The following is a 25,998-nucleotide window of genomic DNA, read 5'->3' on the forward strand; positions in this document are numbered from 1 at the left end:
GGATCCTCACCGGCCTGTGGATCCTCTACTGGATCCTCGTCATGGTGGTACGTGCCGGGCGGGCTGCCCCGCGTCGCCGACGCCCTGGCCCTGCTGCTGGAGGAGGCGGGGGTGGAGGTCGCCCTCGACGCCGAGGTGACGGACGTGCTCGCCGACGGCAGCCGCGTCCGGGGGGTACGGCTGGCCTGCGGGCAGCGCGAAGGCGCCGACGTCGTGATCGCCAACACCGACGCGGCGGCCCTCTACGGGCGGCTGCTGCCGGACCGGCGGCGGCTGCGGCGCATCGCCGCGCTGGGCGCCTCCTCCTCGGCGTTCCTGCTGCTGGCCGGGGTGGAGGGCCGGACCGAAGGGCTGGCGCACCACTCCGTCGTCTTCTCCGCCGACTACGAGCGGGAGTTCGCCGACATCTTCGAGCGCCGCCGGCCGCCGGTGGACCCGACCGTCTACGTCGGCTGCTCGGCCGTCGACGACCCGTCGCAGGCGCCCGACGGCGCCGAGAACTGGGTCATGCTGGTCAACGTCCCGGCCCGCGACCCGGACCGGTGGCCGATCTCCCCCGAGTCCTACCGCGACCTGGTGCTGGAGCGGCTGGCCGCCCGGGGCCACGACCTGTCGGGGCGGCTGCGCTTCGTCGACCTGCTGACCCCCGCCGACCTGCGCGAGCGGTACGGCGCGTGGGGCGGGGCGATCTACGGCGGCGCCTACGCCGGCCCGTTCGCCCCTTTCCGCCGCCCCGGCAACCGAGGGCCCCGGCGGGGCCTGTATCTGGTGGGCGGCTCCGTGCACCCCGGCGGCGGGCTGCCGCTGGTGGCGATGGGCGGCCGCATCGTCGCCTCGCTCGTGGCAGCGGACTTCCGCCGATGAGACCGCTCACCGCGCTCCAGGCCGCCGCCGCCCTCGCCGTGGGGGTACGGCTGGCCCGCGGCCGCGGCCGGCTGCCCCCGCTGGCCCCCGTCGAGACGGCCGCCGGGCGGATCTCGGTGGTGGTCCCGGCCCGCGACGAGGAGCGCCGCATCGGCCCCTGCCTGTCGGCCGTGCTCGCCGATCCGGCCGTCGCGGAGGTCGTCGTCGTCGACGACGAGTCGGGCGACGGCACGGCGCGGCTGGCCGCCGATCTCGGCGCCAGGGTCGTCGCGGGCGCGCCCCTCCCGGAGGGCTGGGTGGGCAAGCAGTGGGCACTGCGGCAGGGGGTCGAGGCGGCCCGCGGCGACATCGTGGTGACGCTCGACGCCGACACCCGGCCGGCGCCGGGCCTGTTCGGCTCGCTGGCCGCGGCCCTGGACCGCTACGACCTGGTCAGCGCCGGTCCCAGGTTCGTCTGCGGCGGGACCGCCGAGCAGGCGCTGCACGCCTCGTTCCTGGCGACGCTGGTCTACCGGTCCGGCCCCATCGGGCCGTCCGTCGCCCCGGCTCCGCACCGGGTCCTGGCCAACGGCCAGTGCATGGCCTTCCGCCGTACGGCGATGCTGGCCGCCGACGGGTTCGCGCGGGTCCGCGGGCACATGACCGACGACGTGGCGCTGGCCCGGACCCTGGCCGCCGCGGGCTGGGCGGTCGGCTTCCTGGACTCCGGCGGTCTGCTGGAGGTCGACATGCACGAGTCGGCGGCCGAGGTGTGGCGGGAGTGGGGGCGGTCGCTGCCGCTGTGCGACGTCACCGGCCCCGGCCGGCAGACCGCCGACCTGGCCGTGATCTGGCTGACCGCCGCGCTGCCCGTCCTGCGGCTGGCGGCCGGCCGGCCCACCCGGCTCGACCTGGGGCTGCTGGCCGTACGGTTGTCGCTGACCGGCGCGCTGCGCGGCAGCTACACCCGGCCCGGCCCCGGCGTGCTGCTGTCACCCCTGCTGGACCCGCTGACCGCCGTACGGCTGACGCAGGCGACGCTCCGCCCGGTGCGCGGCTGGCGCGGCCGTACCTATCCCACCGCGGCCCGCGGGCTCACGGCTCCCGCGGGAGCGGCCGGCCCGCCCGCCCGGCCCGCGCCGCCTGCCGGAAGCGCAGCCCGATGAGGCACATCAGCGCTCCCGTCCCGGCCACGTGCTCCACCGGCGCGAAGAGCAGCTGGAACAGCGGCAGGCAGAACACGCCCGCCCGCGCGCCGACGGCGAAGGAGCGCGTCAGCAGGGCCCCCGCGATCAGGACCGCGACGCCGAGCAGGAATCCGGGCGGGCAGATGACGGCGGAGCCGCCCACGAAGACGAGGACCGACCGGCCGCCCCGGAAGCCGGCGAACAGCGGCCAGGCGTGCCCGGCCATCGCGGCGGCCACCGCCAGATACACCGGCACGGCGCCGGCCCCGGCGACCGCCCCGGGCCCGGTGGTGTGCGGGCCGCCGGCCACGAGGGCGAGCAGCGCGGCGAGCGCGCCCTTGAGCGTGTCGCCCGCGAACACGGGTGCGGCGGCCCGCCAGCCGAGCCGCTCCTTGACGTTCCAGAAGCCGGGGTTGCCGTCGCCGACCTCACGGGGGTCGAAGCCGTGCGCCCGGGCGAGCGGCACCGCGACCGGCACGGACCCGAGAAGGTAGCCGCCGATGACCACGACGGGCAGGAGAATCATCGCTTCGTTCCACCTCACGAGGTATGCGGACCTGGGGGCCATGCGGTACATGGCCGCCGACCGGCCGGTGCTGGCGGGCACCGCGGGACTGCTGTTCTGGCGGCTGCTGGGTTCCGGCCGCGGAGCCTCCATGAGCCTGGGCGCGGACCTGCGGCGCTGGGCGCTGCTGGCCGTCTGGAACCGGGAGCGGGCGCTGGAGGACTTCCTGGAGAGCTCCCCCGTGGCGGCACGCTGGCGGGGCCGGGCCGAGGAGTCCTGGCAGGTACGGCTGGCGCCGCTGGCCTCGCGCGGCCGGTGGGGCGGGGTGGAGCCGTTCGGGCCGATCGAGGAGATCTCCCGGCGGAACACGGGCGGGCCGGTCGCCGTGCTGACCCGCGCGTCGATCCGCCCCTCCCTGCTGGTGCCGTTCTACCGGTCGGTCCCCCAGGTGGAGCGCCTGCTGCGGGAGCAGGACGGCTGCCTGGCCTCGGTCGGCGTCGGGGAGTGGCCGCTGGCCCGGCAGGCCACGTTCTCGCTGTGGCGCGACTCCCGCGCGGTACGGGACTTCGCCTACCGGGGGCAGGCGCACCGGGAGGCGATCGGGCGGACACGGGCGGAGGGCTGGTACTCCGAAGAACTGTTCGCCCGGTTCGTTCCGTACGGCAGCGAGGGGACCTGGGACGGGATCGACCCCCTGGCCAGGTACGGCGGCCACCGTCCGTGACCCGTCCCCGGCGGACCGGGCGGGCCGGGCGGCCGCCGGCCTCGCCGATCGTCGGTCCGGGCGCCGCTCCGGAGCCGGGTCCGGGCCCTGTCCCGGGCGCGGGTGCGCGCTCACCACGCGCACCGCGTACCGCGCACCGCTCACCACGCGCATCGCGTACCGGTTCAATTCACCGGCTCGGCCGTGAGATGGTCCCGGAGACGGGCGGCGACCCCGCCGCCGGCGAGGTCGTGCGCGACCGCGCAGGCCCGCGCGACCGTCGCGGCGCGGGAGGAGCCGTGCGCGACGACGACGGTGCCGCTCAGGCCGAGCAGCACCGCCCCTCCGTGGGTCTCCGGCCCGTAGCGGCGGGCCACCTCCCGCAGCGCCTCCGGCGCGGCGGTCCCCGAGCGCGCCACCAGGGTCAGCACGGCCCGGACGGCTCCCTCGACGTTCTTCAGCACGACGTTGCCGGTGAACCCGTCGGTGACGATCACATCGACGGCGCCGGCCAGCACGTCGTGGCCCTCGACGTTGCCCTGGAAGCGCAACGGCAGCAACGGCAGCAGCTCCGCCACCCTGCGGGTCAGCCGGTTGCCCTTGCCCGGCTCCGCGCCGATCGACAGCAGGCCGACCGACGGGTCGGCCGCGCCGAGCACGAGGCGGGCGTAGGAGGCGCCGAGCAGGGCGAACTGGGCGACCATCTCGGGCGTGGGGTCGGAGGTCGCCCCGGCGTCGATCAGCACGGTGGCGCCGCCGGTCACCGCGGGCAGGGCGATCGCCAGGGCCGGCCGGAGCACGGCCGGCGCGCGGCCGACGCCGCGGATGGCGCACGAGACGACCGCGCCGGTGGAGCCGGCCGACACGAGCGCCGAGCCGGCCCCCTGCCGCAGGAGCTCGCAGCCCACCCGGAGGCTGGAGGCTCCGGAGGCGGCGACCCCCGTGCCCCGCTCCCCCATCGGGACGGCCTCCTCGGCGTGCACCACGTCGATCTCGTCCACCGCGCCGTGGCGCGCCAGCTCCGCGCGGATCTCCCCGGCCCGGCCGACGAGCACGACGGGGACGCCGTGCTCCCGCCGGGCCAGGACGGCTCCGCCGACCGTCTCGGCTGGTCCGTGGTCTCCGCCCATCGCGTCGACGACCACCGGCTCCGGCATCACATCCTCCTGACGGCAGTGACAGACGATTGCGCTCGCGCGGTTCAGGGCACCTGGACCGTGACCCGGCGTTCGGCCCGGTCGGCCACCGACGCCGCAAGCAGGTACCGCGCGAAGACGGCCAGCCTGCGGCGCCGGGGCACGGTGGCCCGGGCTCCGAGGACGTCGTGGCCCGCGGCCTCGATCCGGTCGAGGATGCCGCCGTACAGCTCGTAGGCCGCGCGGACGCACGGCCGTGAGGACGGGGTCAGCAGCTCGACGCCCTCCAGCGCCAGCCGGTAGTGACCCCGTGCCCGCTCGATCTCGAAGGCCAGCAGCTCGCGCAGGGCGGCGGTGGGGTGGCCGCCTCCCAGGTCGGCCTCGGCCACGCCGAACCTGTCCAGGTCGGCGAGCGGGAGGTACACCCGGCCGCGCGCCAGGTCCTCGGCCACGTCACGCAGGAAGTTGGTGAGCTGGAAGGCCAGTCCGAGCTCGCGGGCGGGGCCGCGGGCCGCCTCCGTCATGCCGGGCAGCGGTTCGAGGACGGGCAGCATCATCGTCCCGATGGCCGCCGCCGAGCCCTCCATGTAGCCGAGCAGGCTGTCGTAGGTGGCGTAGCGGCTGACGGTCAGGTCGGCCCGCATCGCCCGGAGGAAGTCCTCGATGTCGGCGCGGTTGATGCCGAACGAGCGCACGGTGTGGGCGAACGCCGGCAGCACCGGGTCGTCGACGGCGCCGCCCGCCAGCGCCCCGGCCGTCCGGCCGGCCAGTCCGTCGAGCGCCGCCACGCGGTCGCCCGTCGCCGTGAAGGAGTCGACGATCTCGTCGGCGTAGCGGGCGAAGCCGTACAGGGCGTGCACGTGGGGGCGCTTCCAGGCCGGCAGCAGCATGGTCGCCAGGTAGTAGGACCGGCCGTGGCGGGCGTTGAGCCTGCGACAGCACTCGTAACTGCCGGTCAGCGTCATCGGGAGGTCTCCAGGATGCGTTCGGCCGCGAGTTTCCCCGAGATCAGCACCGGCGGCACTCCTACTCCCGGCGCGGTGTACATGCCCGCGAAGTGGAGGCCGGGGACGCGCCGGGCCGCCCCGGCCGGTCTGAACCAGGCCGTCTGGGTGAAGCGGTGGTCCATCGCGAACGGGGTGCCCGCCGAGTGTCCGAGCCGCGCCCAGGCGGGCGGGTCGACGGTGAGGCGGAGGGCGGAGGTCAGGTCGCCGTACCCGAGCCCGGCCAGCCTGCCCAGCAGGCGCTCCTCCAGCCGGGAGGTGAGCCCGTCCCAGCCGTCCGCGCCGCTCAGGTTGGCGGTCGGCTCCAGCACGGTGAGCGTGGCGTGGCCGGGGGGCGCGGCGCCGGCGTCGGACCCGGGGTAGGTGACCAGCAGGCTCGGGTCGGGCTGCGGCCGGCCGGCGTTCAGGGCGGAGAAGGTGGAGCTCCATCCCCGGCCGAAGTGCAGGGTGTGGTGTGCCTGCCCGGTGAGCCGCCGGTCGAGGCCGAAGTGGAGGACCAGGCAGGAGGGCGAGTACCGGGGGCGGCGCAGCCGCCAGTCGCGCGCCCCGGCGGGCAGCAGCCCGGCGTGGGCGCGGGGCAGGTCGCAGGCGACCACGGCGTGCCGGGCGGCGAGGCGCTCACCGGTGTCGAGCCGGACCGCGCTGACTCCGTGGGAGCCGGTCTCGACCTCGACGGCCCGCACGCCGTACCTGATCCGCGCTCCGGCCCGCTCCGCCACGGCGGCCATGGCCCGCGGGATGGCGTGCATGCCGCCGTGGCGGGGGAAGAAGACCCCGCCGACCGTGTCCATGTGGGCGATCACCGCGTAGACGCCGAGCGCCCGCTGGGGGGACAGCCCCACATACAGGGACTGGAAGGTGTGCGCCTTGATCAGCCGCGCGTCGGTGAGGTGGCTTCTCACCAGGCGGTCGAGCCGCCGGAACCCGCCCAGGGCGGCCAGCCGCGCCAGCACTCCCGGCTGGACCAGGCTCCGCAGCCGCGTCATGTCGCGGTCGATGAAGGAGGGCCATTCGCAGGCGAACAGCCCGCCGATCGTGGCCCGGAACCGCCGGTACCTGTCCGCCTCGGCGCCGCCGCACAGCCGGCGCACCTGCTCGATCATCGCCTCCTCGCCGGGCACGATGTCCAGGTGGGAGCCGTCGTGGTAGCGCAGCCGGTAGTAGGGGTCCAGCCGCCGTAGCGGGAGGACGTCCGCCATCTCCTCGCCCGCGGCGGCAAAGACCTCGGCCAGCACGTCCGGCATGGTCAGCACCGACGGGCCGGTGTCGAAACGGTAGTCCCCCACGCTCGCCGTCCCGCAGCAGCCACCCGGGACCTCGCGGGCCTCCACGACCGTGACCTCCCGTCCGGCCGCGGCCAGCCGGACCGCCGCGGCCAGGCCGCCGAGCCCCGCTCCGATCACCACGATCGGGCTCATGAGCTCCTCCTCGCCGCCGCACGCGCGCAGGCCGATGATCGACTTGCTTGGGCGATCCATCCCCGGGGCCGCCTGCCGGTAAATCAACCCGGCCTGCAAGAAGAGGTAAAGGCCAGGTTGATCTACCGGCAGGCGGCTCCCCGGAAGGCCGCGGGCCTGTCTCACGCGCCCGCGGCGACGGGGCAGTCACCTGGTCGGCGGAGGTGAGATCACCCTGGCGGCGGACGAGGTCCGGCGGGTCGCGGACCTATGGTTCCAGGCTGGGGGGTGACGCCCCGGAGCGGAGTGGCCCCGAAGGGGCTCCCCGCGCCGGCGCGCCGCACAACGGTGGCGCGTCACGCATACGGCAGCCGTCCCACCACGGCGGCCTGTCACCGTGGCGGGACCGGGAGGGTGGGGATGGAGTTCCGGGTTCTCGGTGCGGTCGGAGTCCGTGACGGCGGGGTGCCCGTCGAGCTCGGCGGCCCGCGCCAACGTGCGGTGCTGAGCCGGCTGCTGCTCGCGCGCGGGGCGGTCGTCTCCACGGACACCCTGATCGACGACCTGTACGGCGGCGCGCCCCCCGTGAGCGCGCTCGCCACGCTGCAGTCCTACGTCTCCAACCTGCGCCGGGTCATCGAGCCCGGCCGGGCCCCGCGCACCCCCGCCCGGCTGCTCCTCGCCCGGCCTCCCGGCTACCTGCTCGCCGCCACGGACGTCGACGCGATCCGCTTCGGCGAACTGGTCGCCCGTTCCGAGTCTCGCTCCCCCGACGAGGCGCTGGCCTGCCTGGACGAGGCGATGGAGCTCTGGCACGGCCCGCCCTACGGCGAGTTCGCCGACGAGCCGTGGGCCGTCATGGAGGTCCGCCGCCTCCAGGAGCTGCGCCTGGTGGCGATCGAACGGCGCGCCCAGGCGCTGCTGGCCTGCGACCGGCCCCAGGCCGTGATCACTTTCCTGGAGGACGAGACGGCCGCGCATCCGCTGCGCGAGCGGCTGTGGTGCCTGCTCACCCTGGCCCTGTACCGTACCGGGCGCCAGGCCGACGCCCTGGCCGCGCTCCGCTATGCCAGGGAACTGCTCGCCGAGGAGCTCGGCCTGGACCCCGGGCCCGAGCTGAGGGCGCTGGAGGACGACATCCTCCGGCAGGCCGACTCGCTCCTCCTCTCGCCCCGCGTGCCGGCGCCCGCCGTCGCGCCCGCCGCCTGTCCGGCGCCGTCTCCCGCCTGCCCGGCGCCCCCTCCGCGCGGCGACGCCCTGCCCGGCCGGGAGCGGCAGCTCGCGGAGCTGGAGGCGCTGGCCGGACGCGGGACGGTGGGCATGGCCGCGGTGAGCGGCGAGCCGGGCATCGGCAAGACCCGGCTGCTGGAGACGTTCGGCGAGCGCTGCGCCGAACGCGGTCACCTGGTGCTGTGGGGCCGCTGCCACGACGCCGAGGGGGCCCCGCCGCTGTGGCCGTGGCTGCAGGTGCTGCAGGCGCTCGCCGAGAGCGTGCCGCCGCCGGACCGCGGGGCGCTGGCCGGGCTGCTGGACGACGAGACGCCGGCCGGCTCCACCGAGGCGGCGCTGCTACGCCGCCATCAGGCGGTGGCCCGCTGGCTGGTCCAGGCCGCCCGGATCCGGCCGCTGGTGGTGGTCCTGGACGACCTGCACTGGGCCGACCCGGCCTCGCTCGGGCTGCTGGGCGATGTGGCCACACTCACCGCCGGGCCGGCGCGCGGCGTCCGGCTGACCGTGGTCGTCGCCTTCCGCGACAGCGAGGAGCGGCCCCCGTTGCAGGAGGTGCTGGGCCGGCTGGCCCGCCACGACCTGCTCCGGGTCGGCCTGGCCGGGCTGGGGGGCGGGCCGGTGCGGGAGCTGGCGGCCGGGATGGGCATCGAGGTGGACGAGTCCACCGCCGGGCGGCTGGCCGAGCGGACCGGCGGCAACCCGTTCTTCGTGCGCGAGAGCGTCCGGCTGCTGGCCCAGGGCCAGGACCTGGAGGCGGTGCCCGACGCGGTGGCGGACCTGATCCGCCGCCGGCTGGCCGCGCTGGGGTGGTGGACCGGCGGGGTGCTCGGGGTCGCCGCGGTGATCGGCCGGGACTTCGATCCCGGCGTGGTCGCCGAGGTGTGCCAGGCCGTCTTCGACCCAAGATCGGCGCGGGACGGATCCGGTCCCGGCGCCCTGCCCGAGGCGTGCCGGGCGAAGGTCTACGACACGCTGGACCGGGCCGCCCGGGCCGGGTTGACGGTCCCGCGCGGCAACCGGATGGCCTTCGTCCACGACCTGGTCAGGGAGACCCTCGTCGGCGGGATCCCGCCGCTGCGCAAGGCGATGGTCCACCGGGAGGCGATGGCCGTCCTGGCCACCCGGCCGGGCACCGACGTGGCCGTGATCGCCCATCACGCGGTGGAGGCCGGCCCGGCCGCGCACACCGCCGCCGCGCGCTGGGCGGTGGCCGCCGCCCAGCAGGCGAGCCTGCGCCTGGCCTACGAGGAGGCCGCCGTCTGGTGGGGCCGGGCCGTCGCCGCGCACGGCGCCTCGGCGGGCGACCCGATCGACCACGTGGAGCTGCTGCTGCGGCAGGTCCGCGCCCTGCTGGAGGCCGGGGACGCGCTGGGCGCGCGGCAGGCGCGGGCGGAGGCCGTACGGGCCGCCGACCGCGCCGGGGCGGGCCCCGAGCTGACCGCACGCGCGCTGACGGCGCTGGACGCCCCCACGATCTGGACGCTCCGCAACCCGTACGAGGCGGTGGAGCTGCGGCTCGTGCACCGCTTCGAGGCCGCCCTGCGCGAGCTGCCCGCCACCGACAGCCCCGAACGGGCCCGCCTGCTGGGCGGCCTGGCCCAGGAGCTCTACGACGGGACCGACGACCCGCGCTGCCGTTCCCTCTCCGCCGAGGCGGTCGAGATGGCCCGCCGGCTGGGCGACCCGCAGCTGCTGATGCGGATGCTCAACGCCCGGCACCTGTCGCTGCCCCAGCCGCTGCACATCCCCGAACTGCTGGAGATCGCCGACGAGCTGGAGGATCTGGCGCTGCGCACCCGGGTGCCCGGCTTCACGCTGCTCGCCCAGATGCTGTACACGCACTTCAGGCTGGAGCTGGCCGACCTCGCGGGGGCGGACCGGGCCGCCGCGCGCTGCGAGGCCATGCTGGAACGGCTGCCGCTGCCCTGGCCGCGCTTCCAGCACACCATGTGGCGGGCCCACCGGCTGGCCCTGGCCGGCCGGTTCGACGAGGCCGAGACGCTGTTCGGCGAGGCCGGGCGCCAGGCCGAGCGGGTCGGGGTGTGGCACGCGGGCGGGCTCGTGGCCATGGGCCGCCTGGCCCTGAACTACCAGCGGGACACGATGGCCGGGACCGGGCCGCTCATCGACGCCATCAGCGGGATCCACCCCTCCCTGGATCACGACGCCCGGGTGCTGCAACTGTGTGCCCAGGGCCGCGTCGAGGAGGCCGGGCGGCTGGCGGAGGAGGGCTGGCGCCCCCCGCCCCGGGACTGGTCGTGGCTGAGCACGAGCTGCCTGCAGGCGGCGGCCCAGGCGGCTGTCGGCGACGTCTCGGCCTGCCAGGTGAGCTACTCGGCGCTGCTGCCCTACAGCGGACGCGTCGCCGCCCTGTCCGCGGTGATCTGCGTGGGCCCCGTCGACTGGTTCCTCGCCCTGCTCGCCTCCGCCGTCGGCGACCACACCGCCGCCTCCTGGCACCTGGCGGCGGTGGCACGGCTGGCCAGCCAGGCCGGGCTGATGGCCTGGCGCGACCGGGCGATGACCGCGGGTCCGGGATCGGGAACCGGCCCTCAGCGTGACCGGCCGGCCTCGGACACGACCGGGTGCCCCTCGACGTGACCGGCGGCGCTGAGGGTTACCGGACGACCTTCAACGTGACCGGCCTCGGACACGACCGGGCGACCTTCAACATGACCGGCGGCGCTGAGGGTTACCGGACGACCTTCAACGTGACCGGCTTCGGACACGACCGGGCGCCCCTCGACGTGACCGGCCGGCGCTGAGGGTGACCGGCTGATCGGCACCCCGCCGGGCGGCGGGCACCCTCCGCGGCCCGGCGGCCCGCCACGCGGGGTGGGCTCGGAAGGCGTCCCTCTCGGTCCGGCATCCGGACGGGTTCAGGAGGTGTCGCCCGGAGGCAGGTGCGGGCTCTCCTCCTCGACGGTCTCCTGGGGGGCGACGCCGGTGGCGTCCTCGGGGCCGGAGGTGCCGTAGGGGCGTCCCGTCCTCTCGTCGACACCGGCCGTCCCGCGGCCCTCCTCCCCCTCCTTGGCCGCGATCTCCTCGCCCCGCCGGGACGTGCTGACGCCGACGCCGGAAGGGCCCTCGGGCTCGGTGTCGGTGGCGGAGACCCCTTCGCGCTCCTCCTCCGACACCTCACGGCCGGGTCCCTTGTCCTCCGGCGGCGGCCCCCACGCCCGGTTGCCCGCCTGCACCACCTCTTCGCTCGCGTGCCCCACGTCAGGGGAGTAACCGTGCTCTTCTCCCTCGAACCGGCCCGCGTCCTCTGATTCACGTGGCTCGTTCATGTCCAGCCCCCATGGGATTTCGGATTTTCAGCAGATTCTCGGCAGGGGGTCACCGACCAGCAGGTCGACGATGCGGGTGCCGCCGAAGGAGGTCTTCAGCAGGACCAGCCCGGGCGGGTCGTCGGCGATCCGCCCGATGACGGCCGCGGCGGAGCCGAGCGGATGAGAGCGCAGGGCGGCCAGCGCGGCCTCGGCGGACCGCTGGGCCACCACCGCGACCATCCGGCCCTCGCACGCCACGTAGAGCGGGTCGATCCCCAGCAGCTCACATGCCCCGCGTACGGCGGGGCACACCGGGATCGCGTCCTCTTCGAGCACGACCGCGACCTCGGAGGCCGCGGCGATCTCGTTGACGACCGTCGCCACCCCGCCGCGGGTGGCGTCGCGCAGGCACCGCACCTGCCCGTCGCCGCAGGCGTCCAGCAGCCGGGCGGTCAGCGTGTTGAGGGGCGCGGTGTCGGAGGTGAGGTCGGCCTGGATGTCGAGCTCTCCCCTGGCCAGCATGACGGTGACGCCGTGCTCGCCGATCGGGCCGGACACGATGACCGCGTCGCCGGGCCGGGCGGCGGCGGCGCTCAGCCGGACCGGCCGCTCCACCGTCCCGACGCCCGAGGTGGTGATGTAGCAGCCGTCGGCCTTGCCCTTCTCCACGACCTTGGTGTCGCCGGTGACGATCCACACGTCCGCCGCCCGCGCCGCCGCCGCCATGGAGGCGGTGATGCGCCGCAGGTCGGCGACGGGGAAGCCCTCCTCGATGATGAAGGCGGCCGACAGGTGGCGGGGGCGCGCCCCGCACATCGCCAGGTCGTTGACGGTGCCGTTGACAGCCAGGTCGCCGATGTCCCCGCCCGGGAAGAACAGCGGCGTCACCACGTACGAGTCGGTGGTGAAGGCGAGCCCGTCGGCGACCGCGCCGTCCTCCAGGGGCTCCAGCAGCCGGTTGCGGAACGCCTCCAGGAACACCGCCTCGATCAGGGTGTGGGTGGCCTTGCCGCCGGCGCCGTGCGCGAGGGTGATCAGGTCCTCCCGGACCCGGGCCCTGCCGCGGCGCACCCGTTCGATCCGGTCCAGGACCTCCTGCTCGCGGCCCGGGACCGCACCGCCCCGCCGGACCCGCTGCCCGGGCGCCGGGCAGGTGGGCGTCTGAGGGGCCGGCCTCTCCTGGCCGGTGAGGCCGGTGAGGCCGGCGAGACCGCTCTCGGGTGCCGCGCCCTCCGCCCGGAGGGCGGCGCCTTCCTCGGTGTCCATCAGTGGGTCGCCTCCTTGACCCGCTCGCGCGAGAAACGGCCGAAGTTGTAGTACGCCGCGCACGCGCCCTCGGACGACACCATGCAGGTGCCGATCGGGGTCTCCGGGGTGCAGGCGGTGCCGAACACCTTGCACTCCCAGGGTTTGAGCACGCCCTTGAGCACCTCGCCGCACTGGCACGCCTTGGGGTCGGCCACCCGCCCGCCGGGGATCTGGAAGATCCGTTCGGCGTCGAAGGCGGCGTACCGCTCCCGCACCCTGAGCGCCGAGTGCGAGATGAACCCCAGTCCCCGCCATTCGAAGTACGGCCGCGGCTCCATCACCTCGTTGATGACGCCCAGGGCCTTGGGGTTGCCCTCCCACGGCACCACCCGGGCGTACTGGTTGTCCACCTCCGCCCGGCCCTCGGCGAGCTGCGCGAGGATCCGGTAGACCGTGTGGAGCACGTCGAGCGGCTCGAAACCGGCCACCACCAGGGGCTTGCCGTACTCGCGCGCGATGAACCCGTACGGCCGGCAGCCGATGACGGCCGAGACGTGGCCCGGCCCGACGAAGCCGTCCAGGCGCAGGTCGGGCGAGTCCAGAATCGCCTTGATCGCCGGGATGATCGTCACGTGGTTGCAGAAGATCGAGAAGTTGTCGATCCCCTCGGCGGCCGCGCGCAGGACGGTCATCGCCGTCGAGGGGGCGGTGGTCTCGAATCCGATCGCCATGAAGACCACGCGCCTGCCGGGGTTCTGCCGCGCGATCTTCAGGGCGTCCAGCGGGGAGTAGACCATGCGGATGTCGGCCCCCCGCGCCTTGGCGTCGAGGAAGGAGCCCTTCCCGCCGGGGACGCGCATCATGTCGCCGAACGACGTCATGATCACATCCGGCTGCCCGGCGATGTGGATGGCGTCGTCCACCCTTCCCATCGGGATGACGCAGACGGGGCAGCCCGGGCCGTGCACGAGCGTGACGGCCTCGGGCAGGTAGTCCTCCAGCCCGTGCTTGTAGATGGTGTGGGTGTGCCCGCCGCACACCTCCATGAACTTGTAGGCGCGGCCGGGCTCGCACAGCGCGGCGATCCGCTCGGCCAGCGCCCGGGCCTTGGCGGCGTCACGGTATTCGTCGACGAAGCGCATCCGACCTCACCCCTGCTCGATCATGGATTCGCGGAGAGCCGCGATCTCGTCCTCGTACGCCTCGCCGATGCTTTCGAGGAAGTCGAGCGCGGCCCGGGCCTCCACCTCGTCGATCTTCGACAGCGCGAACCCGACGTGGATGAGGATCCAGTCGCCGGGGATGAGGGACTCCTCCTCCAGCAGGCCGATGTTGATCGCCCGCCGTACCCCGCTGACGTCGACCATCGCCAGGTCAGGACGGTCCGACAGGATTTCCACGATCTCGCCGGGGATCCCCAGGCACATGAGCGGCCTCCGCCATCTGGATGGATTCGAGGACGAGGTCGTCGCCGCCCTCGGTGTCGATATCGGTGCCGCCGCATTCGGGGCAGGTGGCGAAGGGGTCGACGGAGGCGGCCGTCTGCCCGCAGGAGCGGCACAGCAGCTGCACCGGGACGATGACCAGGTCCACCTTCGCGCCCTCGGCCAGCGATCCGTCCGCGACCATGGCGAACGCCTGGTTGATCACCGGCTCCGTGATGCGGAGCAGGGCACCCGCGTGCACCCTCGCCCGCTCCACCCGCCGACCGGCCGCCCGTCTCTCCACCGCGTCGAGGATCGCCTCCGCGATCCCGAATTCATGCATGGCTGAACTTCACCTCGTTCCGTTCGGTCCCACTTGTCGTTCCACCGGGCCGTGGCACGGCCCGCCGTCAGATGCGCAGGCGTCGGGGCCGTCACATCTTCCTGATCCGCAGATAGCGCTTGATGTCGGGGATCGACTGGACGACCAGCACCGCCACCCCGGCGACGAGCGCTCCGACGATCAGACGTTTCAGCATGTGCGTTCCTCCTCGTGACCCGTGCCGGCGCGCACCGGCGCGGTCTGTTGCCCGACCAGCTCCAGGAGCAGCTCCCGGACCAGGTTCACCGCCGCGCCGACGGCGCCGGCGACCGGGGCGCTCAGCTCCATGCCGGGTGACAGGTCGGCGGGCTCGCAGCCGACGAGCAGGACCCGGCCGGTCACGCCGCCGAGCGTGTCCGCCAGCGCGAGCACCGACTCGGGCGTCATGGCGTGGGCGTCGACGAAGGACCCCGGGCACTCGCCGGGCGACGGCTCCAGCACGTACAGCGTGCCGGGCGGGCTGCCGCGCGAGGCCGCGTCGAGGAGGATCGTGGCGTCGTAGCCGCCGCCGGTGAGCTCGTAGGCGAGGTGGACGCCGCGGATGCCGAAGTCGGTGACCAGGACCCCGTCGGGCAGCTCCGTGCCCGCCAGCCGCCTGGCCACCGTGACGCCGAAGCCGTCGTCGCCGAGAAACACGTTCCCGACCCCCGCGACGAGGACCCTCATGCGATGGCCTCCCCGTTCTCCAGCGGCTCGACCTCGTCGGGGGCGAAGTAGAGGAAACGGCCGTGGGATCGGTGCAGGTCCGCGCCCGGGTCCCCCTCCAGGGTGACGGCCAGGTGCCGGGCCCCGTCGAGGTCGAGGAGCACGGCCTCCACCCGGGCGGTCCGGCCGGCCAGGAACATGTCGTGGGCGTCGGCGCGGCGCCTGCCGGGGACCAGCCGGACCCGGCTCCCCCGGGTGACCTCCACCCCGGAGACGACCACGCTGTCGGTGTCCGGCGACACGCCCTGGTCGGCCCCCGGGTCCCACCAGGGCGTGCCGGCCTCCCGCGCGGGCGCGCCCAGGTAGCGGATCACGCCGTGGAGCCGCTCCACCATCTCGGGCGGCATGTCACCGACCATGTCGATGAGCCGGGCCGCCCGGGGGTCGGTCGCCCTGGCCTGCCGCGTCTCCTCCTCGGTGAGGGTGATGGTGCGCAGGTGGAGCATCTCGTCGATCTCGGTGGAGTCGAACAGCTCGCCCGGGCTCTCCGGGGCGATGTCCGGGTAGTCGTACAGGATGATCGGCGAGGACAGCACCACGTCGCGGTGGCCGGGCTCGCCGACGAGCACGGGCCAGGTGTGCTCGTTGCGGCAGTCCTCCGCCGCCGGCCGGGCCCACTCCGGCGGATCGAGCAGGGAGACGAAGGCGCCTCCGGTCACCCCGACGAGCAGGTGCGCCGAGATCAGCGAGCGCCGCAGCGCCTGCTCGCGCGTCGCGTCCGGCCCGGTCCAGCCGGAGGTGTTCTCCACCCGGACGCGCAGCCTGATCAGGCCGTACGGGCCCGGCACCCGCTCGGCCCCGGCTCTGAGCACCGCCTGCAGCGGCAGGTGCTCGGAGACGACGCGGCCCTCCCGTTCGCCGGACGGGGCGAGGATCAGCTCGGCCGAGCGGTCTCCGGGGAGGCGCACCTCGACCGTCCGTTCGGCGCCGAGCAGGGCGGCGACGGGCAGTACGGCCTCCACCTCGCGCTCGGTCGCCTCCTCGAAGGTGAGGTAGGTCCGGCCGCCGCTGGTCAGCTCCTCCACCGGCCGGTGGCCGCCGTCCTCGGCCCGCTCGACGCTGCGGGTCCTGACGTGCAGGAACCGCAGGCGCAGGCGGACCACGGCGTCGTCGGCCCGTTCGAGGAGGCATTCGGTCACGCTGGAGGAGGGTTCGGCGGTGGCGGAGAACCCCGGGGGCACGAGCACCCCGAACTGCCAGCGCACCCGGTTCTTGGCCGCCGACGCCCGGTAGGGGTAGAGCAGGTAGCCCTCGTACAGCACCGCGTCGGCCACCCGCCGGGCGATCTCCATCGGCACGCTCACCCCGGCGTCTCCTTGAGTAGTTGTTCCACCGCCGCGTCCCACGTCGCCAGGGCGCGTCCGGTCTTGAAGCGGTGCAGGGCCCGCAGGGTGTCCCGGCGCAGCCTCAGCCATCCGGTCCCGGGGAAGTAGCGGTCCATCAGCTCCCGCCAGACGGTCACCGGGAGCCCGTGGCGGGCCTCGCAGTGCCACGGCACCTGTCCCACGGCGAAACCGTTCTCCGCCCGGGCGAACACGGTGCCGCTGAAGAGCAGCAGGAGGGGGACCTCGCCGCCGTCCAGCGCGGCGAAGTATTTGCCCGCGGCCACCTCCAGGTCGTAGCTGCAGGGCACGGGCAGGTCGATCTCGGTGGTCCCGGTGAAGGCGGGGACGGTGACCGAGACGTTGGCGAACTGCAGGGGTTTCAGCGTGTCGCCCCAGCGCGAGGGGTCTCCGAAGAGGTCCTCCAGCAGCTCCGCCTCCGCCGGGACGTACCGCCTGAGGTGCGGTTCCACCCGGATCTGGCAGCGCAGCGCGACGGCGTGCACCCCGTCGGGGGACGGCTCGGTGATCCGCAGCCGGAAGACCAGCGTCGGGAAGGCCGCGTGCGGCTCGGCCCTCGCGCCCACGCAGGCGAAACGGAGCTCATCGGTCATCGTCTTGTCCTCCGGCTCCGGCCGGCACGACACGGCTGCGGCCGCGCAGCTCCGCGAAGAAGCCCTCGATGGCCTCCCACGCCTCCTGGCCGCCGCCGAAGCCCTTCCAGTGCAGCCGCACCAGGCCGACGAGCTCGTAGCAGGCGGAGATCGGCACCAGGTAACAGGCGGTGCCGCCCTCCGGCCGGCGGTCCACCAGGAACGCCTCGACGTCCGGCAGGACGTCGGCCGGCATCGGGTTGGCCTTCATGACGCGCTCCCAGGTCTCCATCGGGAGCAGGGACTCCGTCGCCCCCGCGGGGCTCGGGTAGAAGGCGACCATCTGGTCGAGCGCGGAGTTGCGGAAGAAGAACGCCGTGCGGACCGGGATCTGGAGCTCCTCCCAGTCGGCCGCGCCGACGCTGAACGACGGGGCGTAGAGGTAGCGCTCCGGCACCGCGCGGTAGCGCCCGCGGGCGCCCGCGCCGTGGTCGAACAGCAGGCGGCAGGCCCGGCAGGCGCACAGCAGCGCCCGGCTCTCGAGGTTCACCACGTGGCCGTGGTCCTCGCCGGCCGGCTCGGCGCACAGGTCGCACCGCGCCACCGGCGCCTGCCGGGGCCCGCGGAAGCGGCGCAGCCCGGTGGCCGTCACGGGATCTTCTCCGGCTCCGGGCACGGGCCGGGCCGGTGCCGCTGGATCTGCAGCAGCGGCGCCCGGTCGCCGGCCTGCTCCTCGACGTCCACCCCGGACACCTCCGGCGCGGCCTGGACGACGGCGCGTTCGATGGCGTCGGTGACGGCGGAGCGCGAGGAGGGGCAGCCGTGGCAGGTGCCCCGCAGCCGCAGCCGGACGACCCCGGCCTCGTCCACACCGAGCAGCTCGATGCCGTCCTCGCCCAGCCCGAGGCGGGGCCGGACGCCGTCGAGCGCCTCGCGGACGCGCTCGGCGGTGCTCAGCGGATGCAGGTCGTGCAGCACGAGCAGGCTTGAGACGAGGTCGTCGCCGGCGAGGCGGTGGAGCACCTCCGCCGCCTCGGTCTCGGTGACGATCTCGACGACGCGTTCCAGACCGGCGCCGTACAGCTCGACCAGGACCCGGACGAGTTCCTCGGCCTTGGCGCGTGTCGCGGGATCGCTGAGCGTGGCGAGTTCGGCGATCAGCGTCTCGACGCGGCCGCCGGCCGCCTGGACGTCATGGGCTTGCAGCATTGTGCCCGGGCCACCTTTCCTCAGTCCTCACGCCGAGGAGCCGACGGCTCCCCGGCGGCCGATCGATCACAGGGTGCTGGCGGCATGGGGGGTGTGCAGCTTGCGCAGTTCCTTGCCGCCGCCGAGGTACATGTGGACCCCGCACGGCAGACAGGGGTCGAAGCTGCGCACGGCGCGCATGATGTCGATGCCCTTGAAGTTCTCCGGCGGGTTCTCCTCGAAGATCGGGGTGTTCTGCACCGCGTCCTCGTACGGCCCCGGCACGCCGTTGACGTCGCGGACGCTCGCGTTCCAGGGCGTCGGCGGGTACGGGTGGTAGTTGGCGATCCGGCCGTCCCTGATCACCATGTGGTGGGAGAGCACGCCCCGGACCGCCTCGCTGAAGCCGCAGCTGATCGCCTCGTCGGGGACGGTGAACGGCGCCCAGGTCTGGGTGCGTCCCGCGCGCACCTCGGCCAGGCCCTGCTCGGCGAAGTGCAGCGCGCACGCCGCCGCGTAGGCCTGGAAGTAGGTGCGGGCCCGGTTGCGTTCGAGCGCGTTGGACAGCAGCTCACCGTTGCGCTCGGGGATCTTCCACTCGAACGTCTTCTCCGGCCGCGTGGCCGTGCGCGGCAGGTTGATCTGCACGCTGTGGCCGGTGGCCTTGACATAGCCGATGTCCACCTTGCCCGACAGCGCGGTCGACCAGAGCCGGGCGATCGGGCCGCCGCCGGTGTCCAGGGCGAGCATGTCCTGCCCGTCGAACCAGCGGGGCGACATCACCCAGCTGTATTTGTCGTTGAAGTCGCGTTTCTGCGGGCGCGGGATGGTGTGCTGGTTCCACGGGTGGCGGATGTCGACCGGGTTGCCCAGCGGGTCGTGGGTGACGAACGGCTCCTGCCCCTGCCAGTCGTCGTAGTAGGAGCTGCCCAGCAGGATCCGGATGCCGAGGTTGATGTCCACCAGGTCGTTGGTGACGAGCCTGCCGTCGACGATCACACCCGGGGTGACGAACATCTCGCGCCCCCAGGCGCTCATGTTCTCGTAGGTGAAGTCGCAGTGCGCCGGATCCTGGAAGGTGCCCCAGCACCCCAGCAGCACGCGCCTGCGCCCGACCTCCTCGTAGCCGGGCAGCGCGTCGTAGAAGAAGTCGAACAGGTCGTCGTGCATGGGCACCACGCGCTTCATGAACTCCACGTAGCGCGTCAGCCGGCTCAGGTAGTCGGTGAACAACTGCACCGTCGCGACCGTGCCCACCCCGCCGGGGTAGAGCGTGGAGGGGTGCACGTGCCGCCCCTCCATCAGGCAGAACATCTCCCTGGTGGTGCGGCTCATCGCCAGCGCCTCGCGGTAGAACTCCCCCTCCAGGGGGTTCAGCGAGCGCATGATGTCGGCGATGGTCCGGTAGCCGTGGTCGGCCGCGTGCGGGGCCTCGGTCCGCTCGGCCTGGGCCAGCACGCCGGGGTTGGTCTCGCGCACCATCTTCTCGCAGTAGTCGACCCCCACCAGGTTCTCCTGGTAGATGTTGTGGTCGAACATGTATTCGGCGGCCTCACCGCAGTTGAGGATCCACTCCCCCAGCGCCGGCGGCCGGACGCCGTAGGCCATGTTCTGGGCGTAGACCGAGCAGGTGGCGTGGTTGTCGCCGCAGATCCCGCAGATCCGGCTGGTGATGAAGTGCGCGTCCCGCGGGTCCTTGCCCTTCATGAAGATGCTGTAGCCGCGGAAGATCGACGAGGTGCTGTAGCACTCGGCCACCTGCCGGTTCTTGAAGTCGACCTTGCAGTAGATGCCCAGGCTCCCGACGATCCGCGTGATGGGATCCCAGGACATCTCGACCAGCTCGCGCGGCTGGCCCTGCGGGCCGGGCTGCCCTGGTCTCGGTGAGGTCTTCATTTCATCTCCAGGACGCCTTGTAACCGGTGAGCAGCTCGCGGCCCTTCTTGCGCCACTTCGGCTCCTTGTCGACTGTCTTGAGGGTGATCGAGCGCAGGGTGCGGATCACACCGCCGTAGGCGCCACTGATCGTCGACGACACCCGGGCGCCCGGCGGCTCGTCCATGAACGGCATGAACTTGTCCGGGAACCCGGGCATCGTGCACGCGATGCAGATCCCTCCCACGTTGGGGCAGCCGCCGATGCCGTTCATCCAGCCGCGCTTGGGCACGTTGCACTTGACCACCGGCCCCCAGCAGCCGATCTTGACCAGGCACTTGGGCGAGCCGTACTCGGTGGCGAACTGCCCCTGCTCGTAGTAGCCCGCCCGGTCGCAGCCCTCGTGCACGGTCTGGCCGAACAGCCACGTCGGACGGAGCGCGTCGTCCAGCGGGATCATGGGCGCCTGGCCGGACACCTGGTAGAGCAGGTAGAGGATCGTCTCCGACAGGTTGTCCGGCTGGATCGGGCAGCCCGGGACGTTGACGATCGGCAGCCCGGCCTTCGACCTCCAGTCCCAGCCCAGGTAGTCGGCGACGCCCATGGCCCCGGTGGGGTTGCCGGCCATCGCGTGGATCCCGCCGTAGGTCGCGCAGGTGCCGGCCGCCAGCACCGCCGTCGCCTTGGGCGCCAGCCGGTCCAGCCACTCGCTGGTGGTCATGGGCTGGCCGGTCTCCGGGTTGTTGCCGAACCCGCACCAGTAACCCTCCTGCTTGATCGACTCGTTCGGGATCGAGCCCTCCACCACCAGCACGAAGGGGTCGAGCTCCCCCCGGTCGGCCTTGAAGAACCACTCGATGAACACGTCCGCGCCCTGCATCGGGCCGGACTCGAAGTCGATCAGCGGCCAGTGCACCGCGATCCGGGGCAGCCCGGGGAGCGCGCCCAGCACGATCTCCTCGATGCTCGGCTGCATCGCCGCGGTGAGGGCGACGGAGTCGCCGTCACAGCTCAGCCCGGCGTTGATCCAGAGAATGTGGACGACCGGCTCTTCCTGCTCCCGCGGCCTGCCGCCCGCTGATTCCGTCGGCGCTGTCATCCCGCCTCCCCACTCCTCGTCGATGGCGATCGGTCGTTCTCGGTGCGGGGGGCCTGTGCGGTACGGCTCATGACGCGTCCCTTCTGCCGGGATCACCGGCGGCGGATCGGCCGGTGCGGCGGGCCTATGAGTCGGGGGCCGCCCCCAGCGCGTGCTGGGTGAGCTCCCACAGCACGTGGTAGACCGTCGTCTGGGCCTCCTGGATGCGGTGCACCGACGACGAGGGGACCGCGAACAGGTAGTCGAGCAGGTCGAGCTCGGCCAGCCGGCCCCCCTGTTCCCCGGTCAGGCCGATGGTGAGCATGCCCCTGCGCGTGGCCTCCTCGAACGCCTGGACGACGTTGGCGGAGCCGCCGCTCGTCGACAGGCCGACGGCGATGTCACCGTGCCGCCCCAGCGCCGCCAGCTGACGCGCGAAGACGACGTCGAACCCCACGTCGTTGGAGAGGGCGGTGACCACGGCGACGTCGCTGGTCAGGGAGAGGGCGGGCAGCGACAGTCCGTAGGGCGGGTGGAGGAAGGCGGTGGCCATCTCCTGGGCGTCGGTGCTGCTGCCGCCGTTGCCGAAGGCGAACAGCCGCCCGCCGGAGGCGAAGCGGAGCGCCATCTCCTCGGCGCACTCCATGAGGGCGTCGGCCGACGCCTCGGCCACCTGCCAGCGCAGCCGTACGATCTCGGCCGCCTTCTCCTCGGTGGACCGGCACGCCTGCGCCAGCACCGACTCGACGTCGGCCCGGCTCTCGTAGAGGAAGGGGTACAGGTCCCGCACTCCCTCGGCCCGCGGCTCCTCAAGCGTGCTCATCACCGTCTCCTTTCGCGATCACGGCGATGGCCTCCTTGGCGTGCACGAGGACGGTGTCGCCCACCGCCGCGTCGACCAGCGCCACGCTCACCTCCTCGGTGACAGCGCCGGTGCGGGCCACCGCCAGGTCGGGGTCCATCAGCCGGACCACCGTCATCGGCACGGCCTCGTCGGAGCAGGTGAGGCACGTGCCGGCCGGACAGTCAGCGGGGCCGGTCATGGGGTCGCCCCGCTGCGCGCCCCGTCGGCGAGCGGGCCGGACTGCTCGAAGAACACGTGGACCAGCTCCCACAGCACGTGGTAGGCGGTGACGTGGATCTCCTTGACCACGGCGGGGTCGTCCGAGGCGACGGTCAGGACGTGGTCGGCCGCCGGGCTCCGCCCGATGGGGCCGCCGTCTCCGCCGGTCAGGGCGAGGGTGAACAGGCCCAGCGTCTTGGCCATCTCCAGGCCGCGCAGGACGTTCTCGCACCGGCCGTCGCGGGAGACGCCCAGCGCCATGTCGGCCGGGTCCGCCCAGCGGTGCACCTGGTGGGCGAAGGTCTCGGCCAGTCCCTCACGGCTGCTCACCCCGCTGACCGTGGCGGCGTCGTTGCTCAGCGCCACGGCGGGCAGGGCCCTCTTGCCCACGATGACCGGGTGCATGAACTCGACCGCGATGTGGGCCGCGTCCGTGCCGCCGCCGCCGTTGCCGAAGACGATCAGCTTCCCGCCCCGGTGGAAGCGGGCCGCCATGTCCTGGCAGGCCCGCGCGATGCGCGCGGAGTCCTCGGCGAGGGCGAGTCCGGCACGCTCGCGCCGGGCGAAGGCCTCACCGACGGCTAGTTGCATGGTCGATGTCACTGACATGTAGACACTCCGTTATTTACGGTAGTCGTCAGATTACGGTGAGTGTTCGCGGACTCGACACCTTCACCGCTACAAACCGGAGTAAAGGTCTGATCATGGGCGCAACCTTCTCTCCGGGGCCGCGCGCGTCCGCCGCCACCGGCCCGGGGGAGGCCGGGAAGATGGCCGGATGAGCACCGGAGGGACCCGGGCCGCGTCCCGGACGCGGATCAGGATCCGGGTCGAGGGGATCGTGCAGGGGGTGGGGTTCCGCCCCCACGTCCACTCCCTGGCCCGGCGGCTGGCCCTGTCGGGGTGGGTGGGCAACGACGGCGAGGGCGTGTTCATCGAGGCGGAGGGGACGCGCGAGAACGTGGCGCGCTTCCAGGAGGACCTGCGGGGCCATCCTCCGCCGCTGGCGGTGATCCACCGCGTCACCGTCACCGCCATACCCGCGCGCGGCGACCGCGGCTTCCGCATCGCCGCCAGCCGGGCGGGGAGCGGGAGGACGGCGCTGATCTCCCCCGACGTCGCGACGTGCGCCGACTGTCTGGCCGAGCTGTTCGACCCGGCCGACCGCCGCCACCGCCATCCCTTCATCAACTGCACCAACTGCGGGCCGAGGTTCACCATCGTCCGGGACGTCCCCTACGACCGGCCGGCCACGACGATGGCCGGGTTCGCCATGTGCGCCGAGTGCACGGCCGAATACCTCGATCCGCACGACCGCAGGTTCCACGCCCAGCCGATCTGCTGTCCGGCCTGCGGCCCGGCGCTGCGGCTGCTCGGCGCGGACGGCCGCCCCGTCGCCGGTGACGGCGGCGGCGGTGACGGCGGCGGCGGTGATAGTGACGGCGGCGGTAACGGTGACGGCGGCGGCGGCGATCCGGTCGGGCTCGCGGCCGAGCTGGTGCGCTCCGGCGGCGTCCTGGCCGTCAAGGGCCTCGGCGGCTACCACCTGGCGGCCGACGCCACCGATGAGGACGCGGTGCGGGCCCTGCGCTCGCGCAAGCACCGCGAGGACAGGCCGTTCGCCGTCATGGTCGCCGACCTCGACGCCGCACGCGCGCTGTGCGAGCTGGACGGCGACGCCGAGCGGCTGCTCGCCGGCCCTCGCCGGCCGATCGTGCTGCTGCCCCGCCGCCCCGGCGCCCCGGTGGCCGGGGCCGTGGCGCCGGGCGAGCGCCGGCTCGGCCTCATGCTGCCCTACACGCCCGTGCACCACCTGCTCGCCAGGGAGGTCGGCCGGCCGTACGTCCTGACCAGCGGCAACCTCTCCGACGAGCCCATCGCCCACCGGGACCGCGAGGCGCTCACCCGGCTCGCCGGCGTCGCCGACCGCTTCCTCACCCACGACCGCCCGATCCACGTCCGCGCCGACGACTCGGTGGTCCTCGCGGCCGGAGGGCGCGCGATCCCGCTGCGGAGGTCACGGGGATACGCCCCCGAGCCCCTGCGGCTCCCGTGCCCCGTACGGCGGGCGGTGCTGGCGTGCGGGGCGGAGCTGAAGAACACCTTCTGCCTCGCCGCGGGCGAGCGCGCCTTCGTCTCCCACCACATCGGCGACCTGGAGAACTACGAGACGCTCCGCTCGTTCACGGAGGGGATCGACCACTTCCGGCGGCTGCTCGGCATCACGCCGCTGGTCGTCGCGCACGACCTCCACCCGGAGTACCTGTCCACCAAATACGCCCACGACGTGGACGGGGCCGACCTGGTGGGGGTCCAGCACCACCACGCGCACATCGCCTCCTGCCTGGCCGACAACCAGGAGACCGGGCCCGTCATCGGCGTGGCCTTCGACGGCCTCGGCTACGGCACCGACGGCACCCTGTGGGGCGGCGAGCTCCTGGTCGCCGACCTCACCGGCTTCACCCGGGCCGGCCGCCTGACGCCGGTGCCGCTGCCCGGCGGCACGGCGGCGATCAGGCAGCCCTGGCGGATGGCCGCCGCGCACCTGGACGACGCCTACGACGGCGCGCCGCCCGACGGTCTGGCGGTGAGCTCCCGCCACCGGGGCTGGGCGGAGGTGGTGGCGCTGGCCAGGTCCGGGGTGAACTCCCCGCTGACCTCCAGCGCCGGGCGGCTGTTCGACGCCGTCGCGGCGATCCTCGGGCTCCGCGACACCGTCACCTACGAGGGACAGGCCGCGATCGCGCTGGAGCAGCGGGCCGATCCCGGCGAGGAGTCCGCCTACCCGGTCGGGCTCCACGGCGACGGCGGGCTGCTGACGATCCGGACCGGCGACCTCGTCCGGGCCGTCGTCGAGGACCTGCGCGCCGGGACCGGCCCGGCGGCCGTCTCCGCCCGCTTCCACAACGGGCTCGCCGAGGCCGCCGCGGCGAGCTGCGCCCGGCTCCGCTCCGGCACCGGCATCGGGACGGTCGCCCTGTCCGGCGGCGTCTTCCAGAACCGGTTACTGCTCGGCAGGCTCGTCCAGGCGCTCCGGCTGCGCGGCTTCCGGGTGCTGACCCACCGGCGCGTCCCTCCCAACGACGGGGGTCTCAGCCTCGGCCAGGCCGTCGTGGCCGCCGCACGCGACCTCCGCTGAGGACGGCGCTCCGGCCGGACGGCCGTCCCAGGACCCCGGCCGGGACCCGCCGGCCTCCCCGGGAGGCTCCCCGGCCGGACGGCCGCCGCCCGTCCCCGGCCGGGCGACGGCCCGCAGCGCCGGCCACGTCAGCAGGGCCAGCGCCCCGGCGAGCACGGAAACCGCCAGCATCGCGCCCGGCAGCCCCGCGGCCTGGGCCCAGTGGCCCACGTATACCGGCCCCGCGAGGAAGCCCAGGTAGGCCACGGTGCTCACGACCGACGTGGCGGCTCCCCGCACGGAGTCCCGGATACCGGCGGAGGCCATGCTGAGCAGGGTCGGGAACAGCACGGCGGTGCCGGCGGCGGCCAGGGCGAGGCCGAGCAGCGCCGCCGGGACGGACGCGGAGACGGCCAGCACGGCCGTCCCCGCCGCCGCCGTGACCGCGCCGAGGATCAGGACGGTCATGGCGTGGCCGGACGGCAGGGAGCCGGCGGCGAACCGGGTGGCGGCGACGACGGCGGCGAAGACCGCGGGTCCCGCGGCGGCGAGCACGGGGTCGGCGCGCAGCATGTCCGCCAGGTAGACCGCGCTCCAGCTCTGGTGGGCGTTCTCCACGGCGAAGGCGAGCGCGCCCAGCGTGCCGGCGACCAGCAGGAGCGGCAGATACGCCCGCAGGGCCGGGCCGCCTCGGCCGGGGTCCGCCACCCGCGGCGGCCCGGCCC

Annotated in this window: 26 protein-coding genes; 6 read left to right on the forward strand and 20 right to left on the reverse strand. The window is 74.2% G+C overall.

All coding sequences use genetic code 11. The features are described 5' to 3' along the window. Both ACWDS7_RS26750 and ACWDS7_RS26755 read left to right on the forward strand, forming a co-directional pair. Nucleotides 1-864: phytoene desaturase family protein (locus ACWDS7_RS26750; RefSeq protein WP_451931516.1), on the forward strand; the 864-nt coding region annotated here is incomplete at its 5' end. Further along, nucleotides 861-2,009, forward strand: a complete 1,149-nt coding sequence (locus tag ACWDS7_RS26755) for a glycosyltransferase (RefSeq protein ID WP_451931517.1) — start codon at nucleotides 861-863, stop codon at nucleotides 2,007-2,009. The genes ACWDS7_RS26750 and ACWDS7_RS26755, both read left to right, overlap by 4 nt. Here ACWDS7_RS26755 and ACWDS7_RS26760 read toward each other — a convergent pair. After that, nucleotides 1,939-2,556: a glycerol-3-phosphate acyltransferase gene (locus tag ACWDS7_RS26760; RefSeq protein ID WP_451931518.1), complete on the reverse strand. Its 618-nt coding sequence runs from the start codon at nucleotides 2,554-2,556 to the stop codon at nucleotides 1,939-1,941. The genes ACWDS7_RS26755 and ACWDS7_RS26760 overlap by 71 nt on opposite strands. Before the next feature lie 40 nt (nucleotides 2,557-2,596). Between ACWDS7_RS26760 and ACWDS7_RS26765 the strand changes: the two genes are divergently transcribed. Then, complete coding sequence (locus tag ACWDS7_RS26765) at nucleotides 2,597-3,259, forward strand: spheroidene monooxygenase (protein ID WP_451931519.1); 663 nt, start codon at nucleotides 2,597-2,599, stop codon at nucleotides 3,257-3,259. Nucleotides 3,260-3,423: 164 nt separating this feature from the next. Here ACWDS7_RS26765 and plsX read toward each other — a convergent pair whose 3' ends face one another. Genes plsX through crtI form a run of 3 tightly spaced genes read right to left on the reverse strand, consistent with a single transcriptional unit; the run spans nucleotide 3,424 to nucleotide 6,856 of the window. Next, nucleotides 3,424-4,395, reverse strand: a complete 972-nt coding sequence (plsX, locus tag ACWDS7_RS26770) for a phosphate acyltransferase PlsX (RefSeq protein WP_451931520.1) — start codon at nucleotides 4,393-4,395, stop codon at nucleotides 3,424-3,426. Between the two features lie 44 nt (nucleotides 4,396-4,439). Continuing rightward, entirely contained in the window at nucleotides 4,440-5,339 is a 900-nt protein-coding gene (locus tag ACWDS7_RS26775; RefSeq protein WP_451931521.1) for a phytoene/squalene synthase family protein, read from the reverse strand. Beyond that, the gene (crtI, locus tag ACWDS7_RS26780; RefSeq protein WP_451931522.1) at nucleotides 5,336-6,856 is read right to left on the reverse strand and encodes a phytoene desaturase family protein; all 1,521 of its coding nucleotides are present in this window, start codon (nucleotides 6,854-6,856) and stop codon (nucleotides 5,336-5,338) included. Before crtI ends, ACWDS7_RS26775 begins: the two co-directional genes overlap by 4 nt. Before the next feature lie 339 nt (nucleotides 6,857-7,195). Here crtI and ACWDS7_RS26785 point away from each other — a divergent pair, with 339 nt between their 5' ends. Together ACWDS7_RS26785 and ACWDS7_RS26790 are read left to right on the forward strand one after the other, a co-directional pair. Continuing rightward, entirely contained in the window at nucleotides 7,196-10,606 is a 3,411-nt protein-coding gene (locus ACWDS7_RS26785) for a BTAD domain-containing putative transcriptional regulator (RefSeq protein ID WP_451931523.1), read from the forward strand. Further along, on the forward strand, nucleotides 10,603-10,770 hold the full coding sequence (locus ACWDS7_RS26790) for a hypothetical protein (RefSeq protein ID WP_451931524.1): 168 nt from the start codon (nucleotides 10,603-10,605) through the stop codon (nucleotides 10,768-10,770). Before ACWDS7_RS26785 ends, ACWDS7_RS26790 begins: the two co-directional genes overlap by 4 nt. A 114-nt stretch (nucleotides 10,771-10,884) precedes the next feature. Here ACWDS7_RS26790 and ACWDS7_RS26795 read toward each other — a convergent pair whose 3' ends face one another. The 16 genes from ACWDS7_RS26795 to ACWDS7_RS26870 form a co-directional block, all read right to left on the reverse strand. Continuing rightward, entirely contained in the window at nucleotides 10,885-11,295 is a 411-nt protein-coding gene (locus ACWDS7_RS26795; RefSeq protein WP_451931525.1) for a hypothetical protein, read from the reverse strand. A gap of 27 nt (nucleotides 11,296-11,322) precedes the next feature. Beyond that, the gene (hypE, locus tag ACWDS7_RS26800; protein WP_451931526.1) at nucleotides 11,323-12,543 is read right to left on the reverse strand and encodes a hydrogenase expression/formation protein HypE; all 1,221 of its coding nucleotides are present in this window, start codon (nucleotides 12,541-12,543) and stop codon (nucleotides 11,323-11,325) included. Further along, nucleotides 12,543-13,667 (reverse strand): hydrogenase formation protein HypD, encoded by a 1,125-nt coding sequence (gene hypD / locus ACWDS7_RS26805; protein WP_451931527.1) that lies wholly within the window; start codon nucleotides 13,665-13,667, stop codon nucleotides 12,543-12,545. The genes hypE and hypD overlap by 1 nt, the downstream gene beginning before the upstream one ends. Before the next feature lie 6 nt (nucleotides 13,668-13,673). Then, nucleotides 13,674-13,925, reverse strand: a complete 252-nt coding sequence (locus tag ACWDS7_RS26810; RefSeq protein ID WP_451931528.1) for a HypC/HybG/HupF family hydrogenase formation chaperone — start codon at nucleotides 13,923-13,925, stop codon at nucleotides 13,674-13,676. Further along, the gene (locus ACWDS7_RS26815) at nucleotides 13,900-14,292 is read right to left on the reverse strand and encodes a hydrogenase maturation nickel metallochaperone HypA/HybF (RefSeq protein WP_306874979.1); all 393 of its coding nucleotides are present in this window, start codon (nucleotides 14,290-14,292) and stop codon (nucleotides 13,900-13,902) included. The genes ACWDS7_RS26810 and ACWDS7_RS26815 overlap by 26 nt, the downstream gene beginning before the upstream one ends. A 91-nt stretch (nucleotides 14,293-14,383) precedes the next feature. Continuing rightward, on the reverse strand, nucleotides 14,384-14,488 hold the full coding sequence (locus ACWDS7_RS26820) for a DUF6893 family small protein (RefSeq protein ID WP_370879767.1): 105 nt from the start codon (nucleotides 14,486-14,488) through the stop codon (nucleotides 14,384-14,386). Further along, nucleotides 14,482-14,997, reverse strand: coding sequence for a hydrogenase maturation protease (locus ACWDS7_RS26825; RefSeq protein WP_451931529.1), 516 nt, complete (start codon nucleotides 14,995-14,997; stop codon nucleotides 14,482-14,484). Before ACWDS7_RS26825 ends, ACWDS7_RS26820 begins: the two co-directional genes overlap by 7 nt. Then, a complete protein-coding gene (locus tag ACWDS7_RS26830; RefSeq protein ID WP_451931530.1) occupies nucleotides 14,994-16,340 on the reverse strand; it encodes a hypothetical protein in 1,347 nt (448 codons plus the stop codon). Before ACWDS7_RS26830 ends, ACWDS7_RS26825 begins: the two co-directional genes overlap by 4 nt. Continuing rightward, on the reverse strand, nucleotides 16,337-16,972 hold the full coding sequence (locus ACWDS7_RS26835; protein WP_451931531.1) for a DUF6084 family protein: 636 nt from the start codon (nucleotides 16,970-16,972) through the stop codon (nucleotides 16,337-16,339). Before ACWDS7_RS26835 ends, ACWDS7_RS26830 begins: the two co-directional genes overlap by 4 nt. After that, a complete protein-coding gene (locus tag ACWDS7_RS26840; RefSeq protein WP_451931532.1) occupies nucleotides 16,962-17,603 on the reverse strand; it encodes a DUF5947 family protein in 642 nt (213 codons plus the stop codon). Before ACWDS7_RS26840 ends, ACWDS7_RS26835 begins: the two co-directional genes overlap by 11 nt. Next, nucleotides 17,600-18,160: a NifU family protein gene (locus ACWDS7_RS26845; RefSeq protein WP_451931533.1), complete on the reverse strand. Its 561-nt coding sequence runs from the start codon at nucleotides 18,158-18,160 to the stop codon at nucleotides 17,600-17,602. The genes ACWDS7_RS26840 and ACWDS7_RS26845 overlap by 4 nt, the downstream gene beginning before the upstream one ends. Before the next feature lie 66 nt (nucleotides 18,161-18,226). Further along, complete coding sequence (locus tag ACWDS7_RS26850; protein ID WP_306874995.1) at nucleotides 18,227-20,035, reverse strand: nickel-dependent hydrogenase large subunit; 1,809 nt, start codon at nucleotides 20,033-20,035, stop codon at nucleotides 18,227-18,229. A 1-nt stretch (nucleotide 20,036) separates the two neighbouring features. After that, entirely contained in the window at nucleotides 20,037-21,113 is a 1,077-nt protein-coding gene (locus ACWDS7_RS26855) for an NADH-quinone oxidoreductase subunit B family protein (RefSeq protein WP_306874997.1), read from the reverse strand. A gap of 124 nt (nucleotides 21,114-21,237) precedes the next feature. After that, entirely contained in the window at nucleotides 21,238-21,915 is a 678-nt protein-coding gene (locus ACWDS7_RS26860; protein WP_451931534.1) for a D-sedoheptulose-7-phosphate isomerase, read from the reverse strand. Beyond that, on the reverse strand, nucleotides 21,902-22,135 hold the full coding sequence (locus ACWDS7_RS26865) for a HypC/HybG/HupF family hydrogenase formation chaperone (RefSeq protein ID WP_306875002.1): 234 nt from the start codon (nucleotides 22,133-22,135) through the stop codon (nucleotides 21,902-21,904). The genes ACWDS7_RS26860 and ACWDS7_RS26865 overlap by 14 nt, the downstream gene beginning before the upstream one ends. Beyond that, nucleotides 22,132-22,764 (reverse strand): D-sedoheptulose-7-phosphate isomerase, encoded by a 633-nt coding sequence (locus ACWDS7_RS26870; protein ID WP_451931535.1) that lies wholly within the window; start codon nucleotides 22,762-22,764, stop codon nucleotides 22,132-22,134. The genes ACWDS7_RS26865 and ACWDS7_RS26870 overlap by 4 nt, the downstream gene beginning before the upstream one ends. A 169-nt stretch (nucleotides 22,765-22,933) precedes the next feature. On the opposite strand from ACWDS7_RS26870, the gene hypF reads away from it, so the two are divergent. Next, on the forward strand, nucleotides 22,934-25,294 hold the full coding sequence (gene hypF, locus ACWDS7_RS26875) for a carbamoyltransferase HypF (RefSeq protein WP_451931536.1): 2,361 nt from the start codon (nucleotides 22,934-22,936) through the stop codon (nucleotides 25,292-25,294). The last annotated feature ends 704 nt before the right edge of the window (nucleotides 25,295-25,998 follow it).

Source organism: Streptosporangium sp. NPDC003464 (assembly GCF_053588315.1).

Excerpts from the sequence above, each read along its gene's own strand:
- ACWDS7_RS26755 (WP_451931517.1), top strand. The coding sequence starts at position 861 with ATGAGACCGCTCACCGCGCTCCAGGCCGCCGCCGCCCTCGCCGTGGGG.
- ACWDS7_RS26760 (WP_451931518.1), bottom strand. The coding sequence starts at position 2,556 with ATGATTCTCCTGCCCGTCGTGGTCATCGGCGGCTACCTTCTCGGGTCC.
- ACWDS7_RS26765 (WP_451931519.1), top strand. The coding sequence starts at position 2,597 with ATGCGGTACATGGCCGCCGACCGGCCGGTGCTGGCGGGCACCGCGGGA.
- plsX (WP_451931520.1), bottom strand. The coding sequence starts at position 4,395 with ATGCCGGAGCCGGTGGTCGTCGACGCGATGGGCGGAGACCACGGACCA.
- ACWDS7_RS26775 (WP_451931521.1), bottom strand. The coding sequence starts at position 5,339 with ATGACGCTGACCGGCAGTTACGAGTGCTGTCGCAGGCTCAACGCCCGC.
- crtI (WP_451931522.1), bottom strand. The coding sequence starts at position 6,856 with ATGGATCGCCCAAGCAAGTCGATCATCGGCCTGCGCGCGTGCGGCGGC.
- ACWDS7_RS26785 (WP_451931523.1), top strand. The coding sequence starts at position 7,196 with ATGGAGTTCCGGGTTCTCGGTGCGGTCGGAGTCCGTGACGGCGGGGTG.
- ACWDS7_RS26795 (WP_451931525.1), bottom strand. The coding sequence starts at position 11,295 with ATGAACGAGCCACGTGAATCAGAGGACGCGGGCCGGTTCGAGGGAGAA.
- hypE (WP_451931526.1), bottom strand. The coding sequence starts at position 12,543 with ATGGACACCGAGGAAGGCGCCGCCCTCCGGGCGGAGGGCGCGGCACCC.
- hypD (WP_451931527.1), bottom strand. The coding sequence starts at position 13,667 with ATGCGCTTCGTCGACGAATACCGTGACGCCGCCAAGGCCCGGGCGCTG.
- ACWDS7_RS26815 (WP_306874979.1), bottom strand. The coding sequence starts at position 14,292 with ATGCATGAATTCGGGATCGCGGAGGCGATCCTCGACGCGGTGGAGAGA.
- ACWDS7_RS26820 (WP_370879767.1), bottom strand. The coding sequence starts at position 14,488 with ATGCTGAAACGTCTGATCGTCGGAGCGCTCGTCGCCGGGGTGGCGGTG.
- ACWDS7_RS26825 (WP_451931529.1), bottom strand. The coding sequence starts at position 14,997 with ATGAGGGTCCTCGTCGCGGGGGTCGGGAACGTGTTTCTCGGCGACGAC.
- ACWDS7_RS26835 (WP_451931531.1), bottom strand. The coding sequence starts at position 16,972 with ATGACCGATGAGCTCCGTTTCGCCTGCGTGGGCGCGAGGGCCGAGCCG.
- ACWDS7_RS26845 (WP_451931533.1), bottom strand. The coding sequence starts at position 18,160 with ATGCTGCAAGCCCATGACGTCCAGGCGGCCGGCGGCCGCGTCGAGACG.
- ACWDS7_RS26850 (WP_306874995.1), bottom strand. The coding sequence starts at position 20,035 with ATGAAGACCTCACCGAGACCAGGGCAGCCCGGCCCGCAGGGCCAGCCG.
- ACWDS7_RS26855 (WP_306874997.1), bottom strand. The coding sequence starts at position 21,113 with ATGACAGCGCCGACGGAATCAGCGGGCGGCAGGCCGCGGGAGCAGGAA.
- ACWDS7_RS26860 (WP_451931534.1), bottom strand. The coding sequence starts at position 21,915 with ATGAGCACGCTTGAGGAGCCGCGGGCCGAGGGAGTGCGGGACCTGTAC.
- ACWDS7_RS26865 (WP_306875002.1), bottom strand. The coding sequence starts at position 22,135 with ATGACCGGCCCCGCTGACTGTCCGGCCGGCACGTGCCTCACCTGCTCC.
- ACWDS7_RS26870 (WP_451931535.1), bottom strand. The coding sequence starts at position 22,764 with ATGTCAGTGACATCGACCATGCAACTAGCCGTCGGTGAGGCCTTCGCC.
- hypF (WP_451931536.1), top strand. The coding sequence starts at position 22,934 with ATGAGCACCGGAGGGACCCGGGCCGCGTCCCGGACGCGGATCAGGATC.